The 24,247-nt window shown below is 41.7% G+C and carries 20 protein-coding genes, 1 other RNA gene and 1 pseudogene; 8 read left to right on the top strand and 14 right to left on the bottom strand.

Going from position 1 to position 24,247, the window contains the following annotated elements; all coding sequences use genetic code 11:
* The first annotated feature begins 195 nt into the window (after window positions 1–195).
* Window positions 196–906, top strand: coding sequence for an HNH endonuclease family protein (locus tag BCU75_RS14730; RefSeq protein WP_102474304.1), 711 nt, complete (start codon window positions 196–198; stop codon window positions 904–906).
* Between the two features lie 254 nt (window positions 907–1,160).
* On the opposite strand, the gene BCU75_RS14725 is transcribed toward BCU75_RS14730, so the two are convergent.
* The 8 genes and pseudogenes from BCU75_RS14725 to metK form a co-directional block, all read right to left on the bottom strand.
* Window positions 1,161–1,688, bottom strand: coding sequence for a hypothetical protein (locus BCU75_RS14725; protein ID WP_102474303.1), 528 nt, complete (start codon window positions 1,686–1,688; stop codon window positions 1,161–1,163).
* Window positions 1,689–1,699: 11 nt separating this feature from the next.
* Window positions 1,700–3,679, bottom strand: coding sequence for a site-specific integrase (locus BCU75_RS14720; RefSeq protein ID WP_133148298.1), 1,980 nt, complete (start codon window positions 3,677–3,679; stop codon window positions 1,700–1,702).
* The gene (locus BCU75_RS14715) at window positions 3,642–5,483 is read right to left on the bottom strand and encodes a hypothetical protein (protein ID WP_102474301.1); all 1,842 of its coding nucleotides are present in this window, start codon (window positions 5,481–5,483) and stop codon (window positions 3,642–3,644) included. The genes BCU75_RS14720 and BCU75_RS14715 overlap by 38 nt, the downstream gene beginning before the upstream one ends.
* A gap of 4 nt (window positions 5,484–5,487) precedes the next feature.
* Window positions 5,488–6,885 carry a tyrosine-type recombinase/integrase gene (locus BCU75_RS14710; protein ID WP_102474300.1) on the bottom strand — a complete coding sequence of 466 codons (1,398 nt, stop codon included), beginning with the start codon at window positions 6,883–6,885 and terminating at the stop codon, window positions 5,488–5,490.
* A 104-nt stretch (window positions 6,886–6,989) separates the two neighbouring features.
* A pseudogene (locus BCU75_RS14705) lies at window positions 6,990–7,547 on the bottom strand (endonuclease); the annotation flags it as partial.
* Window positions 7,548–7,644: 97 nt separating this feature from the next.
* The gene (locus BCU75_RS14700; protein ID WP_102464274.1) at window positions 7,645–8,145 is read right to left on the bottom strand and encodes a SprT family zinc-dependent metalloprotease; all 501 of its coding nucleotides are present in this window, start codon (window positions 8,143–8,145) and stop codon (window positions 7,645–7,647) included.
* Between the two features lie 78 nt (window positions 8,146–8,223).
* On the bottom strand, window positions 8,224–9,021 hold the full coding sequence (locus tag BCU75_RS14695) for a DUF2189 domain-containing protein (RefSeq protein WP_076678816.1): 798 nt from the start codon (window positions 9,019–9,021) through the stop codon (window positions 8,224–8,226).
* Between the two features lie 368 nt (window positions 9,022–9,389).
* Window positions 9,390–10,544 (bottom strand): methionine adenosyltransferase, encoded by a 1,155-nt coding sequence (gene metK / locus BCU75_RS14690; protein WP_102464276.1) that lies wholly within the window; start codon window positions 10,542–10,544, stop codon window positions 9,390–9,392.
* A gap of 389 nt (window positions 10,545–10,933) precedes the next feature.
* Between metK and tkt the strand changes: the two genes are divergently transcribed.
* From tkt to mscS, 5 genes are all read left to right on the top strand, one after another.
* Window positions 10,934–12,928, top strand: a complete 1,995-nt coding sequence (gene tkt / locus BCU75_RS14685; RefSeq protein ID WP_102474299.1) for a transketolase — start codon at window positions 10,934–10,936, stop codon at window positions 12,926–12,928.
* Window positions 12,929–13,143: 215 nt separating this feature from the next.
* Entirely contained in the window at window positions 13,144–14,193 is a 1,050-nt protein-coding gene (gene epd / locus BCU75_RS14680) for an erythrose-4-phosphate dehydrogenase (RefSeq protein ID WP_076678833.1), read from the top strand.
* 166 nt (window positions 14,194–14,359) lie between these two features.
* Entirely contained in the window at window positions 14,360–15,523 is a 1,164-nt protein-coding gene (locus BCU75_RS14675) for a phosphoglycerate kinase (RefSeq protein WP_004735491.1), read from the top strand.
* Between the two features lie 155 nt (window positions 15,524–15,678).
* Entirely contained in the window at window positions 15,679–16,755 is a 1,077-nt protein-coding gene (gene fbaA, locus BCU75_RS14670; protein ID WP_004735492.1) for a class II fructose-bisphosphate aldolase, read from the top strand.
* A 378-nt stretch (window positions 16,756–17,133) separates the two neighbouring features.
* A complete protein-coding gene (mscS, locus tag BCU75_RS14665; protein ID WP_076678813.1) occupies window positions 17,134–18,000 on the top strand; it encodes a small-conductance mechanosensitive channel MscS in 867 nt (288 codons plus the stop codon).
* 112 nt (window positions 18,001–18,112) lie between these two features.
* Here mscS and BCU75_RS14660 read toward each other — a convergent pair whose 3' ends face one another.
* Window positions 18,113–18,742: a LysE/ArgO family amino acid transporter gene (locus tag BCU75_RS14660; RefSeq protein ID WP_102474298.1), complete on the bottom strand. Its 630-nt coding sequence runs from the start codon at window positions 18,740–18,742 to the stop codon at window positions 18,113–18,115.
* Window positions 18,743–18,884: 142 nt separating this feature from the next.
* Here BCU75_RS14660 and BCU75_RS14655 point away from each other — a divergent pair, with 142 nt between their 5' ends.
* Together BCU75_RS14655 and BCU75_RS14650 are read left to right on the top strand one after the other, a co-directional pair.
* A complete protein-coding gene (locus BCU75_RS14655) occupies window positions 18,885–19,781 on the top strand; it encodes a LysR family transcriptional regulator ArgP (RefSeq protein WP_102466635.1) in 897 nt (298 codons plus the stop codon).
* 110 nt (window positions 19,782–19,891) lie between these two features.
* Window positions 19,892–20,605: an oxidative stress defense protein gene (locus BCU75_RS14650; protein WP_076678810.1), complete on the top strand. Its 714-nt coding sequence runs from the start codon at window positions 19,892–19,894 to the stop codon at window positions 20,603–20,605.
* 120 nt (window positions 20,606–20,725) lie between these two features.
* Here BCU75_RS14650 and serA read toward each other — a convergent pair whose 3' ends face one another.
* From serA to zapA, 5 genes are all read right to left on the bottom strand, one after another.
* Window positions 20,726–21,955, bottom strand: a complete 1,230-nt coding sequence (serA, locus tag BCU75_RS14645) for a phosphoglycerate dehydrogenase (RefSeq protein WP_017077788.1) — start codon at window positions 21,953–21,955, stop codon at window positions 20,726–20,728.
* 262 nt (window positions 21,956–22,217) lie between these two features.
* The gene (gene rpiA, locus BCU75_RS14640) at window positions 22,218–22,874 is read right to left on the bottom strand and encodes a ribose-5-phosphate isomerase RpiA (RefSeq protein ID WP_054547459.1); all 657 of its coding nucleotides are present in this window, start codon (window positions 22,872–22,874) and stop codon (window positions 22,218–22,220) included.
* Window positions 22,875–22,998: 124 nt separating this feature from the next.
* Window positions 22,999–23,598: a 5-formyltetrahydrofolate cyclo-ligase gene (locus tag BCU75_RS14635; RefSeq protein ID WP_102474297.1), complete on the bottom strand. Its 600-nt coding sequence runs from the start codon at window positions 23,596–23,598 to the stop codon at window positions 22,999–23,001.
* A 6-nt stretch (window positions 23,599–23,604) separates the two neighbouring features.
* A non-coding RNA gene (gene ssrS, locus BCU75_RS14630) (6S RNA) lies at window positions 23,605–23,787 on the bottom strand.
* Between the two features lie 11 nt (window positions 23,788–23,798).
* The gene (gene zapA / locus BCU75_RS14625) at window positions 23,799–24,107 is read right to left on the bottom strand and encodes a cell division protein ZapA (protein ID WP_004735366.1); all 309 of its coding nucleotides are present in this window, start codon (window positions 24,105–24,107) and stop codon (window positions 23,799–23,801) included.
* Between the last annotated feature and the right edge of the window lie 140 nt (window positions 24,108–24,247).

The raw sequence follows: 24,247 nt of genomic DNA, 5'->3' as shown, positions 1-24,247 counted from the left end.
AGGGTCAAATACTCATCTCTAAAGTATGCTCTGATGTCTGTCGCAACTCATTGGGCAAAAACGGTTTTGGTAATTACAACATGTGGCTTTGCCTGGGAAAAAGCCAATAGATATACATCAACCCTTTTCAGAAATCCTACCTCTGATAAAGTAATCAGAGCAAGTGCTTCACTATGCCATTAAAAGGAAGTATCTATGCATTTATGTGTACTAACCCTATTAACAACAGCTATTCTTTTCGCCCCTACATCATGGGCTAGCAATGTTATTAAGTTGAGCAATAGCGGTATTTGTCATGATGAACAATCAGCAAGCTACAACCGCACCAAAAACTTCACTTCCTTTAACACATTGGAAGCCTGCTTAGATGAAGGTGGAAGATTGCCGAAGGGGTACACGCCAGACTCAAACATAGACTATGAGTATTCGCGTAGTAAGTTTGGGCACGGTTGGGCAGATCTTAATGGGGACTGCCAAGATGCCCGTGCTGAAGCTTTGATATCTCAATCGGTTTCTACTGTTTCTTTTAAAACCAATAAGGCGTGTCGTGTAGTCTCTGGTCGTTGGGTATCCCTTTTTACAGGTAATACCATCTACTCCGCTTCAGATATCGACATCGACCATGTAATTCCTTTGAAATGGGCATGGGATCATGGAGCTGATGGTTGGACCGAAGAAAAGCGAAAAGCCATAGCAAACGACCCTGCTAACTTAATCGCTGTAGAAGCCTCATTGAATCGTCAGAAAGGTTCGAAAGGCTTAGATGAATGGTTACCACCAAAAAATCAATGCCAGTATATTTTGAGGTTTATGCGTATCAAACAGAAGTATGGCATTGAGCTAAGTACATCAAAACGTCAGTCGTATAGAGACTTACAAGCACATTACTGCAAAGGATCTAAGTGAAACTGTTATGACCCCAACTTATTAGGCGTTACACAATAAGATAAGAAAAAGTAGGTCAAATTACCTCTCTGTGACTCATTGGACTGTGCCGTCGGCACTAAATAGGGCAAGAAATACATTGAAGAAAAAGCACTAGTTGTCACTGATGGATTTCCTTGCTTTGATGGTTTAGTCGATGCAAATATCTACCATGATGTTGAAAATCAGAACAAAGCCGAGAGTTCTTGAAGAAGTACAATAGTATTTCTAATATTTTATTGTTTATTTCTTGAATTCAAATCTTCGTCTTGATTTAATTCGTGAACTTTTGAGTTCCACTCTTGCTTCAATTGAACTTCTAACTCATGTAAACGAAAAATTAATTCGGACTCGCGTAGCACTGCTAGATCTAGTGATGCTGATAGCGCATTCATCTCAACGAAGTATTCTTTTTTCAATCTTGTTTGTTGCTGCAGTGATGTTTCTGATTCTTCTGGGGATGACTCATCATTGGTCTGGTAGGATAATGATATATTTAACTTGTGTGCTTTTATTGCCGCCTCAGCCGTTACTCTAAATTCTGGATACGATTTGATTGTACCGTTACTAACCTCTGCTTCTCTATGAATAGCAGAAAAATTAACTTTGCCGTTAAGGTTTTTTGGATGATTAGGTTTTTGAGCAATCAATCTGTTTAGCGCCAAATATAGAGATGCTTCTGTATTATTCCTTGGCTGAGGTAGTTCATTAACACCAAGAAGCGCTTTTAGCTCTTCAATCTCAGTCAAAATGATATTCTTCACACTAAACTCCTTTAAACTAAATCAGGACTAAGGATTTTGCCATCAAAAGGCGTATGCTCAATTTTATGTTCATCTAAAGTTAATTCAATGGACTTAATCTCGATAAGCATTTTTTCTAAGATAGCCTGTGAGTAAGGTTTTCCAACATTATACTTATTAAACCTAACTATTATTCTATCGCGAGCTTTTGCCTGATACATCGCTTTTTCATACGTTACAATCTTGGTTTGGCAATCATGATTGAAGCATGTTTGGGCGCAGTCTTTTTTTATACAATAGCCAGTTGGTAACTCAACCAAAGTTATCATTTTATTCTTAATATTATTAAGAATGTTTTCTCTACTTTTATAGATAGTGCCTTGATAGAATTCACGCTCTTTGAGTATTCTTTTGCCTTCTCCTCCTGATAGTGTTTCAGCCTCATTAAAAATATAGAAAAGTTCGTCTGCAAAAAGGTCGTCATTAGCCTCTTTAATCATACCTGCTAACTCACTATCCATCTCGAAATCTCTTAACGCTGATAGATCGGCTTGGTTTGTATAAAGTGCGGTCATGGCTAGATTTTTATGTTTTGTCCCATATCTTATTGTTAGCAGATTGGCTAAAGAGTTTCTTTTAAGAAATACTGCGAATGTTCTCCTTAATGAATGTGGAGTTAAATGAGGTAGAAATCCCCCTAACTCTAACTGTCCAACTCTGGTTGGGTTTAGCATGTTAAATTCTTTGACAACATCAATAGTAGCTGGAGAACCATATACAAATGCAAACGATTGAATAAGTCTACCTATATGCCCTACTAGGAGGGTTGTTGAACTGCTATTACCTGCTATAGATATAAATGTAGATTTGGCTTCCTCAATTAGTTTTTCTTTATCGGCATCTGTTCTGTTGCTCTGAGGTATTTTGTCCAAATATATTTTTCGCATGTTCTGGGTAATGTCATAAGCCAATGTTAATGCCTTTTTTGATACCTCATGCGTAGGATATATTTCTTTTTTTCTACGACCTCCTCTTTGATTTTTTGTATTATAACCGACCAGTAATGGAGTAGATATGTTGTTAATTTTAATGGTTTTGTAATTACTTTTATAGAAGCTAAATATCTCCCCAATTCTAACTCCGGAGAAGCCTCCTAGGACAATTATACAAGCAGTTTGAATACTGCTAATTAGTTTTTTTCTAGATTGTTTTTGTGCATTCCTTTCAATTACCCTATTAACAAATTCATTATCATTCACCAATTCAAGATCGATATCTTTACCGTACTTCTTGACGTACTTGTGAAATTCTTGGGTGGATTTACCTGTTTTTTTGAATTCTTGTAGTAATTCATAATATTTCTTATTAGCTAAATTTATCTTATGTCTTATAGGGTAATATTTCTCGACATAATTAAGTGCTTCTCCGTAGACTTCGAACATTAATCTTTCAGGTATGGCTATATTTTGCCCGTTACCTGTATCTGGATCGGATATATCTTGAATGAATTTTTTCTGCCCCCCTATACCATGATTACGATTAATATATCCGGTTAGATATAAATCGTTTAGTGAACATGCTATCCGCTCTACACCAGCAGGTGACCGTCTCTGGCTTTTTAATATCTTTCTATACTCCCGATATACTTCATCATTGTCTAATGCATTGAAACTCTTTCCGCCGATAGCCAACTTGATACTATAGTAATTGTATTTGATTGTTTTTAAATAAGATATTGATACCGTCCCGGAAATGAGTATCTTTTTATAAACAGCCTCTTGAATCTCTCTCCTCATTGTCTCATCTATGTTCTTAAAGCTAATTTCTGTCGCCTTGCCAAGCCCGACATCAACATGACCAGTAAAGACCCACACTAAGTCATAGATATAACCTAAAGGTTTCCCATCTTTCGAAAGACCATAAGTTGGAATACGAGAAGTACGATTGAATTCTTTAAGTTTCTCTACCTTTAAGTCAGCCATTATAAATACTCGCCATGTCATCAAATGCATATTCATTGTCCCATAATGGATGTGGGCCAATTCTATTTAACTCAATCCCCTTATCATAAACAGATAGGTGTTCTTGCTTTAATCTGTTTAGGATATGGTTTATGGAGTAAAGGCTTTCTTCTGTTTTCTCATTGACCTTTCGATTCACTCCATTAGCAGCAAATTTTTCCATCAAAGAGTCCCGTAGAGACAGTAACTTATGCACTTCATCGACTTCGACAAAAACACCATGACAAGGGCATCCAAAACAATCCCAGAAAGCTATACACCGACTCAAGTTATCAATGTATTTTCTATTCTTTCCCGCTTCCTTGTGTACTTTTTTGTTATATTCCTTATGATTCCTGTTACATTTTCCAGAAGGAGTATCTTCAATCTCATTTTTAGAAAAATCTATATCTTTTAAAGGGTCATAAAACCGCGTCTCATGCTCTTTTATTGCTACTTTTTTGTCTTTGCCTTTTATCATGTCATATTGAGCAATAAATGCTGACGTCAAAACACGTTGGTGTGTTTCATCTGCACCAAATAAGTAATCTTGCTGTGCCGTTTTCTCAGTTTGATTATTAGCATCGGCAACAATTGTTACGTCACCTCCAGTTGCTCGAAAAATTTTGTCAGAACGTGTTTTTCTGTATATTGATGGTGTAATAGTTGAGTAGCCAAACGATGACAATATTTTATTCAAATGATCTTGCGGGTTTAAGTGTCTTCCAAAGTGTGTCACACCATTAGTTTTACTTAAGAAAGGAAAAACTGGGTCGCAACCTGATGGCTCTTTTCCTGTTATTCTGTAAATCCTATCCAAACCTCGAATCCAGCTTTCAAAGAATGTCTTCGTATGTTTGGTAAAACCAATCTCATTGCCTTGAGATTGATATAACGCTCTTCCTTTTACACTGTTCAATTCATAGTAATCACCTACACCTTTCTTGAATCCGTGTTTTACATCTTTAATTTTCATCTCGTAAAGTGGAGTTCGGTTTATTCCAGTGTACATGTAACACAACATTAATGCGTGCTTGGTCATGTTATTAACCCATGTGTAAGGATTCATCCCTTTACTTACTCTTCGTCGAGCTAAACCGCGTTGTATATTTATTTCTAGCTGAGTAAGCCCCATTTTTCTAAAACGGCTTTCATTAAAATGAGGACAAATTTCTGGAGATTGACCAGCATTAATATACCGCCTATAACACTTATAGGCTTCTAGAATTTCAGATCCTATCTTTACATATTCTTCATCATCAAGTGTCGGGTGATTGTTACTTTCAGAGTGGCTAAATGACGGAAAACTCTGGGTTAACTTGGTGAAACCATATTCTTTCAGTATTTTTGCTATTAAACCTTTATTTCTCAAAGCAGTACTTGATTTAATATCACCTCTATCGACAAGAGCTTGTAGATAAGCCATATATTCATCAACCATGTACTTTGGGTTGAAGAAGTCTACAGGTATATCTCTTTCATCACAAAACCGGAAAAAGTGAACAGTTTTGGAAAAGTCGTCTTTTTGAGTGCCAGACTCGACTTTTTTTAAGAATTCATATATGAGATCTACTTGATTATCTCTATTCATATGGATAAGAATGGTGCCGTCGCGAAATTTTGCACCATTTCTTTTCTTTAATAATGGGCACCCTTTATATCTTAATCTTATAAAGTATGATTTACCTTCTTTGCAATCTAATATAAGGTTTTTGTAGTAAGTATCGTTTTTAATTAGGGTGGGTTGTTTATTTTCGACAGGATTAGATTGCTTGTCTTTTACTATTATACGTTTTCTTTTTCCTGATAATGCCATCTATTTACACCTCAACTTCAAAGTCTTCGTTGTAAGTCTTAAATAAGTGTTCAATAACCAATTCGGCAATGTGGTGAGCTGATTTTTCATTAATGGCTTGATTCAGGTACGCTTTCGTTTCCTTTGGGTCTAAATGTCCCATTTCCTCCTGAAGTTTTGTTAAAGCATCTCCATATTTATATCCCGCATTAATCAATGCTCTTAACCTTGTAACTGCAAATGTCGAACGGAGGTTGTGTTGTTTGTGTTTAAATTCCGATCTAAGCTCTTTTTGAATTGTATTCCTTATCTCAGACCAACGAGCGTTTAAAGTTGCATTATCAAATCCTTTTCCCGTATTTGTCAGAAATAAATATGAGGATTGCCTACTCTCTTGGTTGGTATTCTTGTATTTAGACTCTCGCTTTATATATCTATCACTGTTAATGTAGTTGTAAAGTTGCTTCATCAATAAGGCCGGAATACGGACAACCCTAGGGCTACCATTCTTCGTACTGACGCCACTGCTAGGAGCAATATCGACCAATATATCTCCAAGCTCAAGCTCTTGCTTAGTAGGATTCTTAACATGACTCCTCCTAATAGTTGCAACTTCTGCTCTTCTTAGCCCAGACCATCTCATTAGCATACACATGTATGAATATTCAATGGGAAGTGAGGCTATACTCAATTTTCCTCTTTTATCTTTTTTTAGTATTTTCTTTTTCTGTTTGATAATTACATTTACAAGTTTCCATTCATCATCGGATAGCGATTTTAGAGGACGCTTTTGCTCAGCTTTTGATCTTGTCTTTTTTACATTTAGTTTTAAGTCAGAACTCGCTACTATCACCTTTCTCGTCGGGTTCATTCTGCGGTCCCCCGCATTTAAATTAATAGTAATATTTTTATGGTGAAGTGGGGGGTTTGCGAACTTATATCCACGCTCTAAGTAATAGCAGTAAAAATTTTTAACAGCACTCATATAATTACAAGCCGTTGAGGCTGCCAAATGAACTTCGCTTGATGCCGACTTTACAGTGGTTTCGAGATAGTATTTAAATTTGTATGTAGGGCGTGAAGAGTCTCTGAATGCAAATTCATCCCAATCTAGCCCCCATTCAAGTAGTTTAGTAAAGTATTGAATGAGACCGTTGCTATGATGGTTTGTATCTTTTATGTTTTTGTTGATCTTCAAATCAATTAGATAGTTGTTTGCAGGAATAATCGGGTCATAGGCGATGCACTTACCTTTATCATCAAACTGAACATAGTACAGAAGTCTAATTCTATTTATGAAAGTTGCGCTTGATTTAGCAGGGTATGAAACTTCATATGCTCCGGTTGTCTTGTTCAATACAATAGTGGGCGTTTTGAACTCTACATTCTCTAGTTGGTGTCCTACTACTTCCTTTGTTCCCATGCTGAAAACTCACCTATCATTCTCATTCACTAAGATCAAGGTAGTATATTATTTCTCAATAAAAAATCGTAGAAGTTGGATTTCTAAGAAAAATCGCTAGAGTAACGCGCGATAGAACCTTTTGCTCTGTCTGGTGGCATAACCTTACGCTGTTTGAAGTTGACCTGCATTTCGCATTGACCATAGCTCACGCCGTCCATTCCATTCCATTGACTGAAGTTGTAGTTCGAACGATCACCGTTCACCTCGCCAATTGCCGGAGTCAGGTTATGAAGGTCGGCTTCCATCGATTTAAATATTTTGTCATTGCGAGTGCAGTTCTTACGTCCGCCATCTTGCCAGCACTGACGCTGGTGGCCAAATTGCCAAGCTGGAACCACGTGTTCCCATTCAATACGGGAAGCACGCTTTTGTTGTTTTCTCACTTGATAACCACAACCGTCGAGGTCGGGGATACCTTTCTTTTTGTCTTTCCAAGTGATGTCACAACCACAATAAAATGAAGTCGGGTGATCGAGATAAATCTTCACGGCTTCTTTTTTTGCTTTGGAGAACGAACTTGGTGGAGCGGCGAAAACGCTTTGGGTTACCAGTAGGCCAAATACTATTGATAGGTAGAAAGACACCGATATGCCAAATGCTTTTTGAGTGGTTTTTTGCATAGAAAAAGACTGATGAAAGTATGATAAACAACAGTCTAGCACTCAAATGTTAGTTCTCTCTATTACATTTATTCGCGTTAACTTGTGAGATTAAGACTTAGCTCAATTGAAGGCCGGTAAAAGCTAAGGTTTGCTGACATTGTTGGCAACGATACGTTGATTGGTTACGGATGACTTTGTTGTGTCTTCTAATCGACAGGGGATAAGTAGTGCAATCACAGCGGTACTCAAAGGTTTTTCCCTGAACTGAGGTTATCTCTAAGCTGTGGGTGGTTCTGGCCGGTACATTGAATACCTTTTCCATCACATATTTCCACTCATTCCCGTGAGGCCTAACTCGTCCGAATACCTGATGTGTGATCAGATGTGCGAGTTCATGAGGCACGACTTCGTTAATAAAGGCGTCTTCATTTTCGCTGAATAGCACTTGGTTGAGTTTGATCTCGTTTAACTGAAGGTAGGCTTTTCCCGCTGCCTTTCCTCTTAACTTGTAAGTGATGGTTGGGCATGGAAATTCACGAGAAAAATGTTGATTAGCGATAGCTAGGCATTCGCCCAGTTTCTTATTTACTCGATGTTGTTGCGGGGTGTAAGACAAGCGTTGTTAACTCCAAAAAAAGCCTCAGCGTTTAAGCTAAGGCCTCATCATAACATTGCTCATCGACGGTGAAACGATTTAAACGTGATGTTTCTTTTTGATGATTTCGTGGTAAGCATGCCATGTTCCGTAACCAAGCAATGGCATCGTTACAATCATACCCACACCGTAGGTCGCAAAGCCGACTAAGATACCAGCGCCAATGATACCTGCCCAAACGATCATCGCAGGAATATTCGATTTAACAGCGTTGAAGCTAGTAAAAATAGCACTCATCACATCAACACGTCTTTCCATCATCAATGGAATTGAAAATGCTGAGATGCTGAATATCAGACTCGCGATAACCAAGCCAATCACTGAACCTGTAATCAGGAAGGGAGCAAACTCAGTTAATGGCGCACCTTGAACCGATGGGTACAGCGCGTGTAGCAATGCGGCTATTCGCATCCAGAAAATCATTGCGACCATTAAGACAATTGCAAAGGCCCATTGGTGGGTGGAGTTGCGAGTAATCGCTTTCATTGAGTGGAATAAGCTTGGGGAATGTCCTTTCTCTCTTTCCCAACTCGCGTCGTATAATCCCAAAGCAAGGAATGGTCCTATCAACATATAGACTATCAAGCTTGGCATGACGACTAGGTGTGTTCCTTGCCATTGGACTAGTTGTACGATGGCGATGGCCGCAGCCATAAAACACAATCCATAAAATGCGCTGATTATTGGCATTTTCACTAAGTCATGCAGTGCAAGCGATAACCAATGGAATGGAGCTGATATGCTTACTTGGTTACAAGGAATGGTGCGAGCGTAATCCTGATCGCTGACCTTGTGTTTCTTATCGTTCAGTTCGGATGGGTGCACGGTACGAGGCATAGATCCCCCTAGTTAAATAACGTCCTAGTTATAATTCCATAAAGCTCAGCGATATCGCTAACGTGAGTGTCATGGTGTTGAGCTAAATTGCTCATTGTCATCCCAGTTTTTGTTCTAGCGTGCATTTAACGAGCTTTATCAAACTGAATTACTTTGAGTTAAATGTGAGCTTGATCGCTTAGGAGTTACCTTAACTATTGTCAGTACTGTTAGAAAACACAAATTATCAACGGCTTTTTATACTTACTGGTTAACGGTAAAGAAGATTTGGACGATGTGTTCTAGCAGGGAAAGGTTTGGTAAGTGCATAAAAATAAAGCCCTTACTAAGAAGTAAGGGCTTTAAAGAAACAAATCGCAGTGGCTAAATTATTTTAGGCCAGCGAAGTCTGCAAGCATTGCTGCTTTGTCCGTCGCTTCCCAAGGGAACTCTTCGCGACCGAAGTGGCCATATGCAGCAGTCTGCTTGTAGATAGGCTGAAGAAGGTTCAGCATCTCTTGAAGACCGTATGGACGTAGGTCGAAGTTTTGACGAACGGCTTCAATGATGATTTCGTGAGCTACTTTCTCAGTACCAAACGTTTCAACCATGATAGATGTTGGATCTGCAACACCGATAGCGTAAGACAATTGAATCTCACAACGGTCAGCCATACCAGCAGCAACGATGTTTTTCGCAACGTAACGAGCTGCGTAAGCTGCAGAACGGTCAACTTTTGATGGATCTTTACCAGAGAATGCACCGCCACCGTGACGAGCTGCGCCGCCGTAAGTATCAACGATGATCTTACGACCGGTTAGACCACAGTCACCCATTGGGCCACCGATTACGAAACGGCCTGTTGGGTTGATGAAGAAGTTAGTGTCTTTGTTGATCCACTCAGCAGGAAGTACTGGCTTGATGATCTCTTCCATTACCGCTTCACGTAGGTCAGGTGTTGTGACTGAATCACAGTGTTGAGTTGAAAGAACAACTGCGTCGATACCAACAATCTTACCTTGGTCGTATTGGAACGTAACTTGAGATTTCGCATCTGGGCGAAGGAAATCAAGCTTGCCGCTCTTACGTACTTCAGCTTGCTTCTTCACAAGTAGGTGAGAGTAAGTAATTGGAGCTGGCATTAGGATTGGTGTTTCGTTAGTCGCGTAACCAAACATGATACCTTGGTCGCCTGCGCCTTGATCTTTAGGATCGGCTTTATCAACACCTTGGTTGATGTCTGGAGACTGCTTACCAATTGTGTTTAGTACTGCACAAGAGTCAGCGTCAAAGCCCATATCAGAATGAACGTAACCAATTTCACGAACTGTTTCACGAGTGATTTCTTCGATATCAACCCATGCAGACGTTGTTACTTCACCGCCAACCATAACCATGCCGGTTTTTACGTAAGTCTCACAAGCAACACGTGCTTTTGGATCTTGTTCCAAGATGGCATCAAGAACAGCATCAGAGATTTGGTCTGCAATTTTATCTGGATGGCCTTCTGAAACAGATTCAGAAGTGAATAGGTGCTTAGCCATGAGAGCTCCACTTTTAGTTTTTAGTTGCAATTAGTTTTTAGTTGCAAACAGTTAAATGCAAATAATTTCAGGCGTCGCAAGCTAGGAAGCGCCGCCATTAAATACAGTATATTTTGTAGGTGTTTCTACATCTAGACGGCTATTCTAAATTCCAGCGGTCGAATTACAAGCTCTTTTTTATGATATGTCATAACTAAACGTTTGCGTATCGGTCGAGATAACGCATTGCTAAGTGATGTAAATGTTCGAAAATTGCGAAAAGTGACCGTTAAAATGCCAGTAAAACGTTTGCAGTCGCTAAAGTCGTTTGAGAGAATACCCGCGCTAATAAAAATGAAAACTTTAGCATCAATCTCTTTTTTAAATCGCTTATGTACTCAGGAGCAGACATGCCTTCTCGTAAAGATCTAGCCAATGCAATTCGCGCACTTAGCATGGATGGCGTTCAACAAGCAAATTCAGGCCACCCTGGCGCACCTATGGGTATGGCTGACATAGCTGAAGTTCTTTGGCGTGGTCACTTGAACCACAACCCAGCAAACCCAGAGTGGGCTGACCGCGACCGATTTATCTTGTCTAACGGCCATGGTTCAATGTTGATTTACTCTCTGCTTCATCTTGCAGGTTACGAGCTTTCAATTGAAGACCTTAAGAACTTCCGTCAACTGCACTCTAAGACTCCTGGTCACCCAGAGTACGGTTACGCTCCTGGTATCGAAACAACGACGGGCCCTCTAGGTCAAGGCATCACTAACGCTGTTGGTATGGCGATGGCTGAGAAAGCACTTGCGGCACAGTTCAACAAAGAAGGCCACGACATCGTAGACCACTACACCTATGCATTCATGGGTGATGGCTGTCTGATGGAAGGTATTTCTCACGAAGCATGTTCTCTAGCTGGTACGTTAGGTCTTGGTAAGCTGGTTGCTTTCTGGGATGACAACGGCATCTCTATCGATGGCGAAGTTGAAGGTTGGTTCTCTGACGATACACCTAAGCGTTTTGAAGCATACGGCTGGCACGTAATTCCTGCGGTAGATGGTCACGACTCTGACGCTATCAATGCTGCAATTGAAGCGGCTAAAGCGGATCCTCGTCCAACACTTATCTGTACTAAAACTATTATCGGTTTTGGTTCTCCAAATAAAGCGGGTACGCACGACTGTCACGGTGCTCCACTAGGTGCTGATGAAATCACAGCAACTAAAGCGGCACTTGGTTGGGAACACGGTCCTTTCGAAATCCCAGCTGATATCGCAGCTGAGTGGAATGCGAAAGAAGCAGGCGCTGCGAAAGAAGCGGCTTGGAATGCTAAGTTTGACGCATACGCAGCGGCTCACCCAGAGCTAGCAGCAGAATTTAAACGTCGTACGAACGGCGAGCTTCCAGCTGAGTGGGAAGAGAAAGCAAACGCAATCATTGCTGATCTTCAAGCTAACCCAGCAAACATCGCATCACGTAAAGCCTCTCAAAATGCGCTAGAAGCGTTCGGTGCTATGCTGCCTGAATTCATGGGCGGCTCTGCTGACCTTGCGCCTTCTAACCTAACTATGTGGTCTGGTTCTAAGTCGCTTGAAGCAAATGACTTCTCTGGTAACTACATCCACTACGGTGTACGTGAGTTCGGTATGACGGCTATCATGAACGGTATCGCTCTGCACGGTGGTTTCGTACCATACGGCGCAACGTTCCTAATGTTCATGGAATACGCACGTAACGCAATGCGTATGGCTGCTCTGATGAAAATTCAGAATATCCAAGTTTACACGCATGACTCTATCGGTCTTGGCGAAGATGGCCCTACTCACCAACCGGTTGAGCAGATCGCTTCTCTACGTCTGACTCCAAACATGAGCACATGGCGTCCATGTGATCAAGTTGAGTCTGCAGTTGCTTGGAAACTGGCAATCGAACGTAAAGATGGTCCTTCTGCGCTTATCTTCTCTCGCCAAAACCTAGCGCAACAACCACGTGACGCTGAGCAAGTGGCTAACATCGCTAAGGGTGGCTACATCCTGAAAGATTGTGAAGGCAAGCCTGAGCTTATCCTTATCGCGACGGGTTCTGAAGTTGAGCTAGCGGTTAGCGCTGCTGCTGAACTAACAGCTGAAGGCAAAAAAGTACGCGTAGTCTCTATGCCTGCAACTGACGCTTTCGATAAGCAAGACGCGCAGTACCGTGAGTCTGTACTTCCAGCTGACGTCACAGCACGTATCGCAGTAGAAGCTGGCATCGCTGATTTCTGGTACAAGTACGTTGGCTTCGGTGGCAAGATCATCGGTATGACAACGTTCGGCGAATCTGCACCAGCAGGCGAGCTATTCAAGATGTTCGGTTTCACTACTGAAAACGTAGTAAACACAGCAAAAGAGCTTCTTGCTTAATCATTGATTGTTAGCCTTGTGCGAACAATGAAATGAATGAAAAAACCGAGCTTTAAGCTCGGTTTTTTTGTATCTGGGGGTTGTTATCACTTAGACTAAGGCTTACAAGCAACAGATCAATCTGTCATAAGTAAGCTGAGTTATTCAAGTAATGCCTTTTAGGTAGGATTCAGTTATCATCTGTTGCACGAAATTTTGGTTAGATGTACGGAACTATGCTAAAAGTCGCGATAAATGGATTTGGACGAATAGGGCGCAATGTATTGCGCGCTGTCTATGAAAGTGGCAAAAGCCAACAAATCAAAGTAGTAGCGGTCAATGAGCTTGCTCAGCCTGACGCTATGGCTCACCTATTGCAGTACGACACCAGTCACGGCCGCTTCGGCAAGAAAATCTCAAACGATCAAGAGCACATCTATGTTCATCATGGCATTGGTGCTGAAGATAAAGGAGAGTTTGATACCATTCGTATCTTACACCTGGCTGATATTGAACTGTTGCCTTGGCGTGACCTTGAAGTCGATATTGTTCTCGATTGTACCGGTGTCTACGGTTGCCGAGATGACGGCCTAGCACACATCGCAGCTGGAGCTAAAAAGGTGCTGTTCTCGCATCCTGGTGCTAATGACCTTGATAACACCATTATCTATGGTGTGAATCACGAGACTATCGAAGCCGATCATCGAATCGTTTCCAATGGTTCATGTACCACCAACTGTATTGTCCCTATCATTAAGGTGCTTGATGATGCCTTTGGTATTGAGTCTGGTACCATCACAACCATTCACTCTTCAATGAATGATCAGCAAGTTATTGATGCATACCATAGCGATTTGCGTCGTACTCGAGCTGCAAGCCAATCTATCATTCCTGTCGATACCAAACTGCATAAAGGTATTGAAAGAATCTTCCCGAAATTTTCTAACAAATTTGAAGCTATATCTGTGCGTGTGCCGACGGTAAACGTCACTGCGATGGATTTAAGTGTCACAATTAATGCAAATGTGAAAGTTAATGACGTAAATCAAACCATTGTTAATGCATCCCAGTGTACATTACACAATATAGTTGACTATACTGAAGCGCCGCTCGTTTCCATCGACTTTAATCACGATCCCCATAGCGCAATCGTTGATGGTTCACAAACTCGAGTGAGCAATGGCACCTTAGTGAAAATGCTAGTGTGGTGTGACAATGAATGGGGCTTTGCGAACCGGATGCTGGATACGGTTCTTGCAATGCAAGCTTCTGAAGGCAAGAAGTAAGACCTAGAAGCAAATGTGCGGATTATTTATTTTCTAGCTTGAAATAAATACTAAGTGTCCACATATTATGAGTAACTAAAGAATTACCAGTTGAATAATTTATAGGCTTAGCAAGGTTGCTGAGTTTCCAAAACTTTATTTTTATTTAAATTTGAGAGGACAAATCATGTCTGTGATCAAGATGACTGACCTGGAACTTGCAGGTAAACGCGTATTCATCCGTGCTGACCTAAACGTACCAGTAAAAGACGGTAAAGTAACTTCAGATGCACGTATCCTTGCATCTCTACCAACTATTAAACTTTGCCTAGAAGCTGGCGCAAAAGTTATGGTTACTTCTCACCTTGGTCGTCCTACTGAAGGCGAATACAACGAAGAATTCTCTCTAGCTCCTGTAGTTAACTACCTAAATGACGCACTAGACTGCGACGTTAAACTAGCGAAAGATTACGTAAATGGTCTTGAGCTAAACGCTGGTGAACTAACTGTTCTTGAAAACGTTCGCTTTAACAAAGGCGAGAAGAAGAACGAAGAAGCACTTTCTAAGCAGTACGCTGCACTATGTGACATCTTCGTAATGGATGCATTCGGTACGGCTCACCGTGCTCAAGCGTCTACACACGGTGTTGGCACTTACGCTCCTGTAGCGTGTGCTGGTCCTCTTCTAGCTGCTGAGCTTGAAGCTCTTGGTAAAGCAATGGACAACCCAGCTCGCCCACTAGTGGCTATCGTTGGTGGTTCTAAAGTTTCTACTAAGCTAACGGTTCTAGAATCTCTTTCTAAAATCGCTGACCAACTTGTTGTTGGTGGTGGTATCGCGAACACGTTCATCGCTGCTGAAGGCCACAACGTAGGTAAGTCTCTATACGAAGCTGACCTAGTTGAAACGGCTAAGAAGCTAATGAAAGAGTGTGCTATCCCAGTAGCAACTGACGTTGCATGTGCTAAAGCATTCGACGAAAACGCAGAAGCTGAAATCAAGCACGTTTCTGAAGTTCAAGACGACGACATGATCTTCGACCTTGGCCCAGATTCAACTGCAGCTCTAGCTGAAATCATCGGTAACGCAAAAACTATCCTTTGGAACGGCCCTGTAGGCGTATTCGAATTCAAAAACTTCGAAGCGGGTACTGCGGGTATTTCTAAAGCAATCGCTGATTCTGAAGGTTTCTCAGTAGCAGGCGGTGGTGACACACTAGCAGCTATCGACAAGTTCGGTATCAAAGCAGATGTTTCTTACATCTCTACTGGCGGCGGCGCTTTCCTTGAGTTTGTTGAAGGTAAAGTACTTCCTGCAGTAGCAATGCTTGAAGAGCGTGCTAAAGCGTAATTGATTTAGAAAGGCGAGATGTGAATCTCGCCTTTTAACGTTTGCTGCATATCACACTTTTTTGCTAGAATGGCATAAGTTGTGAGCAAACGATTGCAAATTTTTAAACTTAAGTTTTTTAATCTTAAAACGATAGAATAAATAGGACTATTTCCATGTCTAAGATCTTCGATTTTGTAAAACCTGGTGTGATTTCTGGCGATGACGTACAGAAAGTATTTGAAGTAGCAAAAGCAAACAAATTTGCTCTTCCTGCAGTAAACGTAATCAACACTGATACTATCAACGCTGTTCTTGAAGCTGCTGCTAAAGCTAAAGCTCCAGTTGTTGTTCAGTTCTCTAACGGTGGCGCAGGTTTCTTCGCTGGTAAAGGCGTTAAACTTGAAGGTCAAGGCGCACAAATTCTTGGCGCTGTAGCTGGTGCAAAATACGTTCACGCAGTAGCAGAATCTTACGGTGTTCCAGTTATTCTTCATACTGACCACGCTGCTAAGAAACTTCTTCCATGGATCGACGGTCTACTAGACGCTGGTGAAGAGTTCTTCGCACAAACTGGTAAGCCACTATTCTCTTCTCACATGCTAGACCTTTCTGAAGAGTCTCTAGAAGAGAACATCGAAACATGTGCAGCTTACTTAGCTCGCATGGCTAAACTAAACATGACAATCGAGATTGAACTTGGTTGTACTGGTGGTGAAGAAGACGGCGTTGATAACTCTGATATGGACGCATCTGAGCTTTACACTTCTCCTGAAGATGTTGCATACGCATACGAGAAACTAAACGCTGTTAGCCCACGTTTCACTATCGCAGCTTCTTTCGGTAACGTACACGGTGTTTACCAAGCTGGTAACGTTGTACTTACTCCAACTATCCTGCGTGACTCTCAAGCATACTGTGCTGAGAAGTTTGGCATTGCAGCTGACGCTCTTAACTTTGTATTCCACGGTGGTTCTGGTTCTTCTGAAGCAGAAATCCAAGAGTCTATCGGTTACGGCGTTATCAAAATGAACATCGATACTGATACTCAGTGGGCTTCATGGGATGGCGTTCGTACTTACGAAGCTGAGAACCGTGATTTCCTACAAGGTCAAATCGGTAACCCAACTGGCGAAGCTGCTCCAAACAAGAAGTTCTATGATCCACGCGTATGGCTACGTGCTGGTCAGTCTTCAATGGTTACTCGTCTTGAGAAAGCATTCGCTGACCTTAACGCTGTAGACGTACTGTAATTCTTTGAATTAAGTACTCTTTAAGTTTTAAAAACCCGCTCATTGAGCGGGTTTTTTTATGTCTGATAAAAACTTGTACTAAATATGTAAAAAACCTAGCGTGCGGTGAATAAATTTCGTAGTCTTTTAGTTATCGGTATTTGTGTTTATTGGTAAGTTTTATTAATTCAAAAGCTTACATAAATATGACTTTGCAATCTGTCAAAGATAGGATATCGTGCCGAAAAATTGAACTTGGTTCAGTTTATAAAAAAGGACTTGGCTTTAATTTACTTTCGACACAACGACTTAACATGAGTTGTACGGTTTATTTTGTTGTTGGGTAAGTTTGGCTTAAGGCAGTTTAGCTCATAGCATATTATATAGAGGATGCACATTATGGCTGATAGTTCGACAGCGCTTGAGACTCCAATTGTGGATGGTTTGTCTCACGCAGAGCAGTGGTTAACAAATAACTCAGATCTGTTTATTCAATACGGTGTAAACATTATCTCAGCACTGATAATTCTATTTATTGGTAACCTTATTGTTAAAGCAGTAGCGAATAGCGTGTCTAAGGTTCTTCAGAAGAAGAAAATGGACCGAGCAGTTGTGGAATTCGTCCATGGTTTAGTTCGTTACTTGTTGTTTGTTATTGTTTTAATTGCTGCACTTGGTCGTTTAGGCGTTCAAACTGCATCTGTAGTCGCTGTTATTGGTGCGGCTGGTTTGGCTGTTGGTCTTGCACTACAAGGCTCACTATCTAACTTTGCTGCGGGTGTACTTATCGTTGCATTCCGTCCATTCAAGTCTGGTGACTACGTGGAAATTGGTGGTGTAGCGGGTTCAGTAGATTCAATTCAGATCTTCCAAACCGTTCTAACAACACCAGACAATAAAATGGTTGTAGTACCGAACGGCAGCGTTATTGGTAGCCCAATTACTAACTACTCTCGTCATGATACGCGTCGTATTGATCTAATGATTGGTGTTTCTTACAACGCCGATCTTCAAAAGACAAAAGCGCTACTGACTAAGATCTGTGAATCTGATGAGCGTGTACTGAAAGAGCCTGGTGTTCAAGTTGGTGTTCACACGCTAGCGGATTCTTCAGTTAACTTTGTCGTTCGTCCATGGGTTAATACTGCTGACTATTGGAATGTTTACTTCGACCTGATGCAAGCAATCAAAGAAGGCTTGGACAATGAAGGTATCGAAATCCCATTCCCGCAAATGGATGTACACATGAATAAAGTAGAAGCTTAGTTTCTAGTTAGTTTTTATAGCGATAAGCTTTTATAAGAAAGGCGGATAACTTAGGTTATCCGCCTTTTTTTTTGGATGAGTAACGTTTGTTTGAAGACTAAAAAGAACAGATTTACCCGTACTGCTCAACGAGTCCGTTGGTAAGCACAGCAGCAATAGCAAACATCATGGTCGCGACTGCGATATCGATGCCCATTTTAACCTTCGGTTTAGATAGCGTTGGGCCTAATTTTGCTGCGCCTAATGACAAAGAGTAAAACCACACGAATGAAGCTAAGACAGTCCCTATAGCAAAAGCAATTCTGTCGTTACCTTCAAACTGCCCGCCAATGGATCCAAGAATCACCACGGTATCTAAATAAAGATGCGGGTTTAATACTGTTACTGCTAATGCCCCCAAAATAACGGTGCGCTTACCTCGAGCCAATACCTCACCCTTTGATTCATCACTGGTACGCGTTCTGAACGCACTGCGCAATGACAACAAACCATAAACGGTTAAAAAGGCGATACCACCCAGTGTCACTGAGGTTAGCAGTAATTCATTTTGCGATAGGATCGCTCCGCCACCAAAGATACCCAATGAGATGAACAAGGTATCGAGTAGGCTACAAATCGTCGCTGTGGTTAGGTGGTGATTGCGTTTTATCCCTTGATTCAAGACGTACGCATTTTGAGCGCCAATAGGGATGATCATGCTCGCCCCTAGACCAAAACCTTGTAATAAAACCCAAAAATTCATTTTAACCTCCACTTCATTAACTATATTTACGTGCTATATGGCGAAGATACTCCGACCCTTTAAATAAGTATAATTAATGATTTTAATCTAATATTAGAGTTGCTAATGTGGGCGGTAATCAGGTCAAAAAGGAAGCAAGTTGATGCGTGGATTGGATTATAAATGGATAGAAGCACTGGATGCTGTGGTGAAACAACGCAGTTTTGAAAGGGCTGCCGAGCAGTTATACATCTCGCAATCTGCGGTATCCCAGCGCATAAAACAGCTGGAAAAATGGTTAGCGCAGCCTGCTTTGGTAAGAGAGAGCCCACCAAGACCAACACCAGCAGGTAAAAAGCTGTTGGGTTTGTATCGTCGTGTTCGCTTGTTAGAGCACGAGCTTGTCCCAGAGTTGATGAATGAAGAGGGAACTCAACCTCTTTCTCTGTCTATTGCGACCAATGCAGATAGCTTGGCGACATGGTTACTTCCTGCGTTATCTGATGTTATGAATTCACGTCAAGTTGAGTTGAACCTTGCGATTCATGGTGAATCAAGAACCATTGAGAAGATTAAAAGTGGTGAGGTTGCAGGGGCAATCAGCCTAGAACCTCAACCTATTCCGGGTTGCAGTGCGGACTATCTCGGAAGAATGGATTACGTGTGTGTGGCTAACCCTAACTTCCACCAACGCTACTTCTCTGAGGGAGTGAACTATTCGACATTAACAAAAGCTCCAGCGGTTTCGTACGACCAATACGATGATCTGCATAAGAAATTCTTGCATGATCATTTTAACGTCCCGAGAGATAGTGTGATCAATCATACTGTCGGCAGCTCAGAAGCATTTGTTCGCTTGGCATTGTCGGGCGTTGCCTACTGTCTGATTCCTCGATTGCAGATTATCGAGGAGCTAGAGTCGGGCGCTTTAATTGATATAACGCCCGGTTTTTTGTTGTCTTACCGAATCTATTGGCACCATTGGCAATTAGAGAGCGGGGTATTAAAAGAGATATCTCAAGCGATATTAAATTATGCCCACAATCACTTACCTCAGTAAGCTGGTGTTTTTTACAGCGTCAAAGTTGTGTTAGAAGTCCTTTAGCGGGATTGGTTATGTGACAAATTGCTCTATGATAAAAGAACATTTGTTCAGCATAGGTCTACCTAATGAAGTTTGTACCAAAGATGTTAGCAACGTCTCTTACTCTTACTGCAGCATTGAGTGCTGTGAGTTTTCCATCATTGGCTGACTCGCCATCTTTTCCGCATATTTCAACGACAGGCTATGGTGAAGTGATCGCGACACCAGATATGGCGACATTTTCTGTTAGAGTTGTGGAATCGACGATGACGGCTGAGCAGGCTAAAAATACTGTTGATAAAGTAGTGACGAGCTTTCTAAATAAGCTACATCAAGCGGGTGTTGATGAGGCGAGCGTACACAGCTCTAACCTGTATTTATCTCCTCAATATCATTACCCGAAAAATGGTAAACCTGAACTGGTTGGTTACCGAGCTTCACGTAATGTGACCGTTCAAGTGAATGAGCTAGCCAATCTAAATGACTACATGGATATTGCCATCGGGGAGGGTATCAACCAGATCGATAATATCCAACTTCAAGTTCGTGACCAAGCTAAGTATCAGGAACAAGCACGCTTAGAAGCAATTAAAGATGCGACATCGAAAGCTAAATCATTAGCGAGCGGTTTTGAGCGTGAGCTTGGCGATGTCTGGCGCGTAGATTACAACGCACAATCCTCTCAGCCAGTGCTTATGCGTTCAATGGCGATGGATGCGAGAACAGAGTCGAATTCTTATGAAGATTCAACGATCACCATTCGTGATAGAGTGAATGTGATCTACCAACTAGAAGAGTAGTGAACACACTTCAGAGAGGGATTAGATCATCATGATCTATTTACCTACAGTAGGCCAAACACTAAAAAGGCTCTCATTACGAGAGCCTTTTCTATTTTTACTTATGATCTAATTCGATGATTAGTGAAGTAGACGAGCACGAATTGTGCCTTCGATCTCTTTCAGTTTAAGCAATGCTTCTTCTGAACGATTTGCTTCTACATCAATAACCACATAACCCATATCTGCTGCAGTCTGTAAGTACTGACCTGCAATGTTAATCCCTTCTTCTGCGAAGATGGTGTTAATTTGAGTTAGGATACCCGGACGGTTTTCGTGAATGTGCAGCAGGCGAGAAGCACCTGTATGCAGTGGCAATGATACTTCTGGGAAGTTAACACTTGATAGCGTTGAGCCATTATCAGAGTATTTTGCAAGCTTACCTGCTACTTCAACACCGATGTTTTCTTGTGCTTCCTGAGTTGAACCACCCACGTGAGGCGTTAGGATCACGTTATCGAACTGCATCAATGGTGACTCAAATGGGTCAGCATTGGTTTTTGGTTCCGTTGGGAATACATCGATTGCTGCACCTGAAAGGTGACCAGAATCTAGAGCGCCGCACAGAGCTGGGATATCGACTACCGTGCCACGTGCTGCATTGATAAAGATAGAACCAGGCTTCATGCGCTCGAACTCTTCTTTACCCATCATGTTCTTCGTTTCATTGGTTTCAGGTACGTGCAAAGAGATCACGTCACACTTGTTCAGCAAGTCAGTCATAGTGTGAACTTGAGTTGCGTTACCCAAAGACAGTTTGTTTTCGATATCGTAAAAGTAAACACGCATACCAAGGTTTTCAGCAATAATACCCAGCTGAGTACCAATGTGACCGTAACCGATGATACCTAAACGCTTACCACGAGCTTCGTAAGAGTTGTCAGCACTCTTTTTCCAGATACCACGGTGAGCAAGAGCATTCTTCTCTGGGATACCGCGTAGTAGCAATAGAACTTGACCAAGAACCAGCTCAGCAACGCTTCGAGTATTTGAGAACGGTGCATTGAAAACAGGGATACCGCGCTTTGCTGCCGCTTGAAGGTTAACTTGGTTAGTACCAATACAGAAACAACCGACTGCAACTAGCTTTTCTGCTGCATCAATAACTTCTTGGGAGATGTTGGTGCGAGAACGGATACCAATGAAATGAGCATCTTTCACTGCTTCAAGAAGTTCATCTTCAGGTAGTGAGCCTTTATGGTACTCAATATTGGTGTAACCAGCGGCTTGCAGTACTTCTACAGAAGAAGGGTGAAGACCCTCTAGAAGTAGAATTTTAATTTTTTCTTTTTCCAGTGAAACTTTGGCCATTGTTCTCGTCCTTAAAATGGAAAGGTTGGGCAAATGCGGCGCACGTGCTACAAAACGGCTAAAAGAGGAACTTATTCACCATTTTGTCAGGAGACAAACGTTTTCCCTGTGCGTCTTCTGAACAATAAAGTAACAAAAAAAAAATGTTTTGGGTAAGAAAATTACGGAATAAGACATAATTTTACAGGCGAAAAGCAAAAAAAAACGGCGCCCTTGGGCACCGTATGTAATGAAGTAACAGAAAAACTCAATCTTCTATTATTTATTCTTCAATTTTTGCACCTTCAGGTGTGCCTGTGATAACCACATCAGCACCACGGTGAGCAAATAGGCCAACCGTAACTACGCCAGCAATACCGTTGATGATATCTTCTAGTTGTTTCGGATTTTCGATTGCCATGCCGTACACATCTAGGATTACGTTGCCGTTATCGGTTGTGCAACCTTCGCGGTAAACTGGGTCACCACCAAGCTTTACTAGTTCACGTGCAACATATGAACGTGCCATTGGGATAACTTCAACAGGCAGTGGGAATTTACCCAACACATCAACTGCTTTAGTACCGTCAACAATACAAATAAACTTATCAGAGATAGCCGCTACGATTTTTTCACGAGTCAAAGCAGCACCGCCGCCTTTGATCATGTCGCGCGAACCGTTGATCTCATCTGCGCCATCAACATAGATGTCTAACTTGAATACGTCATTACACTCAAATACTTTGATTTCCAGCGCTTCTAGTTTTTCAGTAGAGGCTACAGAACTTGAAACCGCACCTTTGATTTTTTCTTTCATTGTGCCTAGTGCGTCGATGAAGTGATTTACTGTAGAGCCTGTACCTACACCTACAATGCTGCCTTCTTCAACATATTGAAGTGCTGCCCAGCCAGCTGCTTTTTTCATTTCATCTTGAGTCATGCCATTCTCCTGAATAAGGTCTTGTACTTTGAATTAATCGTTTGCGTAATGATGAAGTTAACGTTTAGATATTGGGTTAGCGTTTGCATATCGAGGTTAACGTTTGCGGCGGGATTATAGCGCTTTAATGGTTGTTTTCCCATTGCCAAGTCTTACTCGGAGTCACGATTTTAGGTAACGGAATGTCCCATTCTTCAATTGGCAGTGTATCGACATGCTGGCAATCATGAGCCAAACCAATTGGCGTTGCGCCTTCACCAGTCTCAAACCATCGAGCCAAGGTACGATCGTAATATCCGCCGCCCATGCCTAAGCGATGCCCTTGAGAGTCAAAGCCTACAAGGGGAGTCAGAATGAGATCGAGTTGCTGACAAGGTTTGACCAGCATCTGATTGAGCTGAGGTTCGACAATGCCGTACTTATTCAAAACAGTGGGTGTGGTTGGTGAGTAATGTAGAAACAGCAGATGTCCGGCAGAGAAGGGGTGTAATACTGGTAAATAAGTTTGCTTGCCTTGCCCCCATAACCATTCAATTAAAGGCTGGGTATCGAGTTCGCCATCAATGGAAATATAGAGGGCGATATGTTGAGCTGACTGAATCTCATCAAGCTGAGAGCACTGCTTAACTAAGTTTATACCGGATTGGGTTTGTTGGTCGCCAGATAAGGTATTGCGTTTGATACGGATCTGTTTGCGAAATTCGCTGCGTGTGAGCGTCTTCATAAGAAGGGATACCCCAAAGTGCCGTTGAGAATAGATGGCCCTTGAACCAGCGAGTTCAAGGCGGATCAGCAATGATTACCGTAGGCTTCTCGGCGGGCCGAGCATGCTCAATAGCACTCAAGTACTAACCCTTAGGGATTGCTTATCGGCTCGGGGACGTGAATCCTCTGACAAACACTCCAGGGTAAATTTTGTGTACGCTATTGCTGTCCGTGCTTAACTTTACTGAGGACATCTGAAAGTGATGTCGTGAGCTGTTCCATTCGCTCGGTCAGTGCGTTTTGTTCATCATTTGCTTCAAACTTCTTGGTTTGTAATTCATAGCAAATGTTCAGAGCTGCGATCGTTAGCAGCTTCACTTCATTGGTTACCTTAGTACGTTCAGCCATCTCTTTCAATCGATTATCAAGATCGGCCGCCGCTGCAATCAATGACTCTTCTTGCCCTGGGGGACAATTAACTCGAGTCAGTTTTCCTAATATTTCAACGTCTACCGCTTGATTACTCATGATGGATGAACTCTTTAACGCACTATTTAAGGCTATTGCTCTTTATCATTTTGTTACAAAGAAAAAGTGCAAGTACCGATGAGGAAGCAATCTCCTCTGAGGGAGAAACTATAGGTAAACCGCTATTAAGATTCAAGCTT

The organism is Vibrio splendidus, assembly GCF_002873455.1.
In the GTDB taxonomy this organism is placed as follows: domain Bacteria; phylum Pseudomonadota; class Gammaproteobacteria; order Enterobacterales; family Vibrionaceae; genus Vibrio; species Vibrio splendidus_J.
Note: the sequence above shows the minus strand (reverse complement) of the source record. Positions and strands in the feature narration are given on the sequence as shown.

Bases quoted from the DNA above. Each gene is read 5' to 3' on its own strand.
- BCU75_RS14710 (WP_102474300.1), bottom strand. From the start codon at position 6,885: ATGGGAACAAAGGAAGTAGTAGGACACCAACTAGAGAATGTAGAGTTC.
- epd (WP_076678833.1), top strand. From the start codon at position 13,144: ATGCTAAAAGTCGCGATAAATGGATTTGGACGAATAGGGCGCAATGTA.
- BCU75_RS14660 (WP_102474298.1), bottom strand. From the start codon at position 18,742: ATGAATTTTTGGGTTTTATTACAAGGTTTTGGTCTAGGGGCGAGCATG.
- BCU75_RS14635 (WP_102474297.1), bottom strand. From the start codon at position 23,598: ATGAAGACGCTCACACGCAGCGAATTTCGCAAACAGATCCGTATCAAA.
- BCU75_RS14650 (WP_076678810.1), top strand. From the start codon at position 19,892: ATGAAGTTTGTACCAAAGATGTTAGCAACGTCTCTTACTCTTACTGCA.
- metK (WP_102464276.1), bottom strand. From the start codon at position 10,544: ATGGCTAAGCACCTATTCACTTCTGAATCTGTTTCAGAAGGCCATCCA.
- BCU75_RS14695 (WP_076678816.1), bottom strand. From the start codon at position 9,021: ATGCCTCGTACCGTGCACCCATCCGAACTGAACGATAAGAAACACAAG.
- zapA (WP_004735366.1), bottom strand. From the start codon at position 24,107: ATGAGTAATCAAGCGGTAGACGTTGAAATATTAGGAAAACTGACTCGA.
- BCU75_RS14715 (WP_102474301.1), bottom strand. From the start codon at position 5,483: ATGGCATTATCAGGAAAAAGAAAACGTATAATAGTAAAAGACAAGCAA.
- rpiA (WP_054547459.1), bottom strand. From the start codon at position 22,874: ATGACTCAAGATGAAATGAAAAAAGCAGCTGGCTGGGCAGCACTTCAA.
- fbaA (WP_004735492.1), top strand. From the start codon at position 15,679: ATGTCTAAGATCTTCGATTTTGTAAAACCTGGTGTGATTTCTGGCGAT.
- mscS (WP_076678813.1), top strand. From the start codon at position 17,134: ATGGCTGATAGTTCGACAGCGCTTGAGACTCCAATTGTGGATGGTTTG.
- serA (WP_017077788.1), bottom strand. From the start codon at position 21,955: ATGGCCAAAGTTTCACTGGAAAAAGAAAAAATTAAAATTCTACTTCTA.
- BCU75_RS14720 (WP_133148298.1), bottom strand. From the start codon at position 3,679: ATGCATTTGATGACATGGCGAGTATTTATAATGGCTGACTTAAAGGTA.
- BCU75_RS14655 (WP_102466635.1), top strand. From the start codon at position 18,885: ATGCGTGGATTGGATTATAAATGGATAGAAGCACTGGATGCTGTGGTG.
- BCU75_RS14730 (WP_102474304.1), top strand. From the start codon at position 196: ATGCATTTATGTGTACTAACCCTATTAACAACAGCTATTCTTTTCGCC.
- BCU75_RS14675 (WP_004735491.1), top strand. From the start codon at position 14,360: ATGTCTGTGATCAAGATGACTGACCTGGAACTTGCAGGTAAACGCGTA.
- tkt (WP_102474299.1), top strand. From the start codon at position 10,934: ATGCCTTCTCGTAAAGATCTAGCCAATGCAATTCGCGCACTTAGCATG.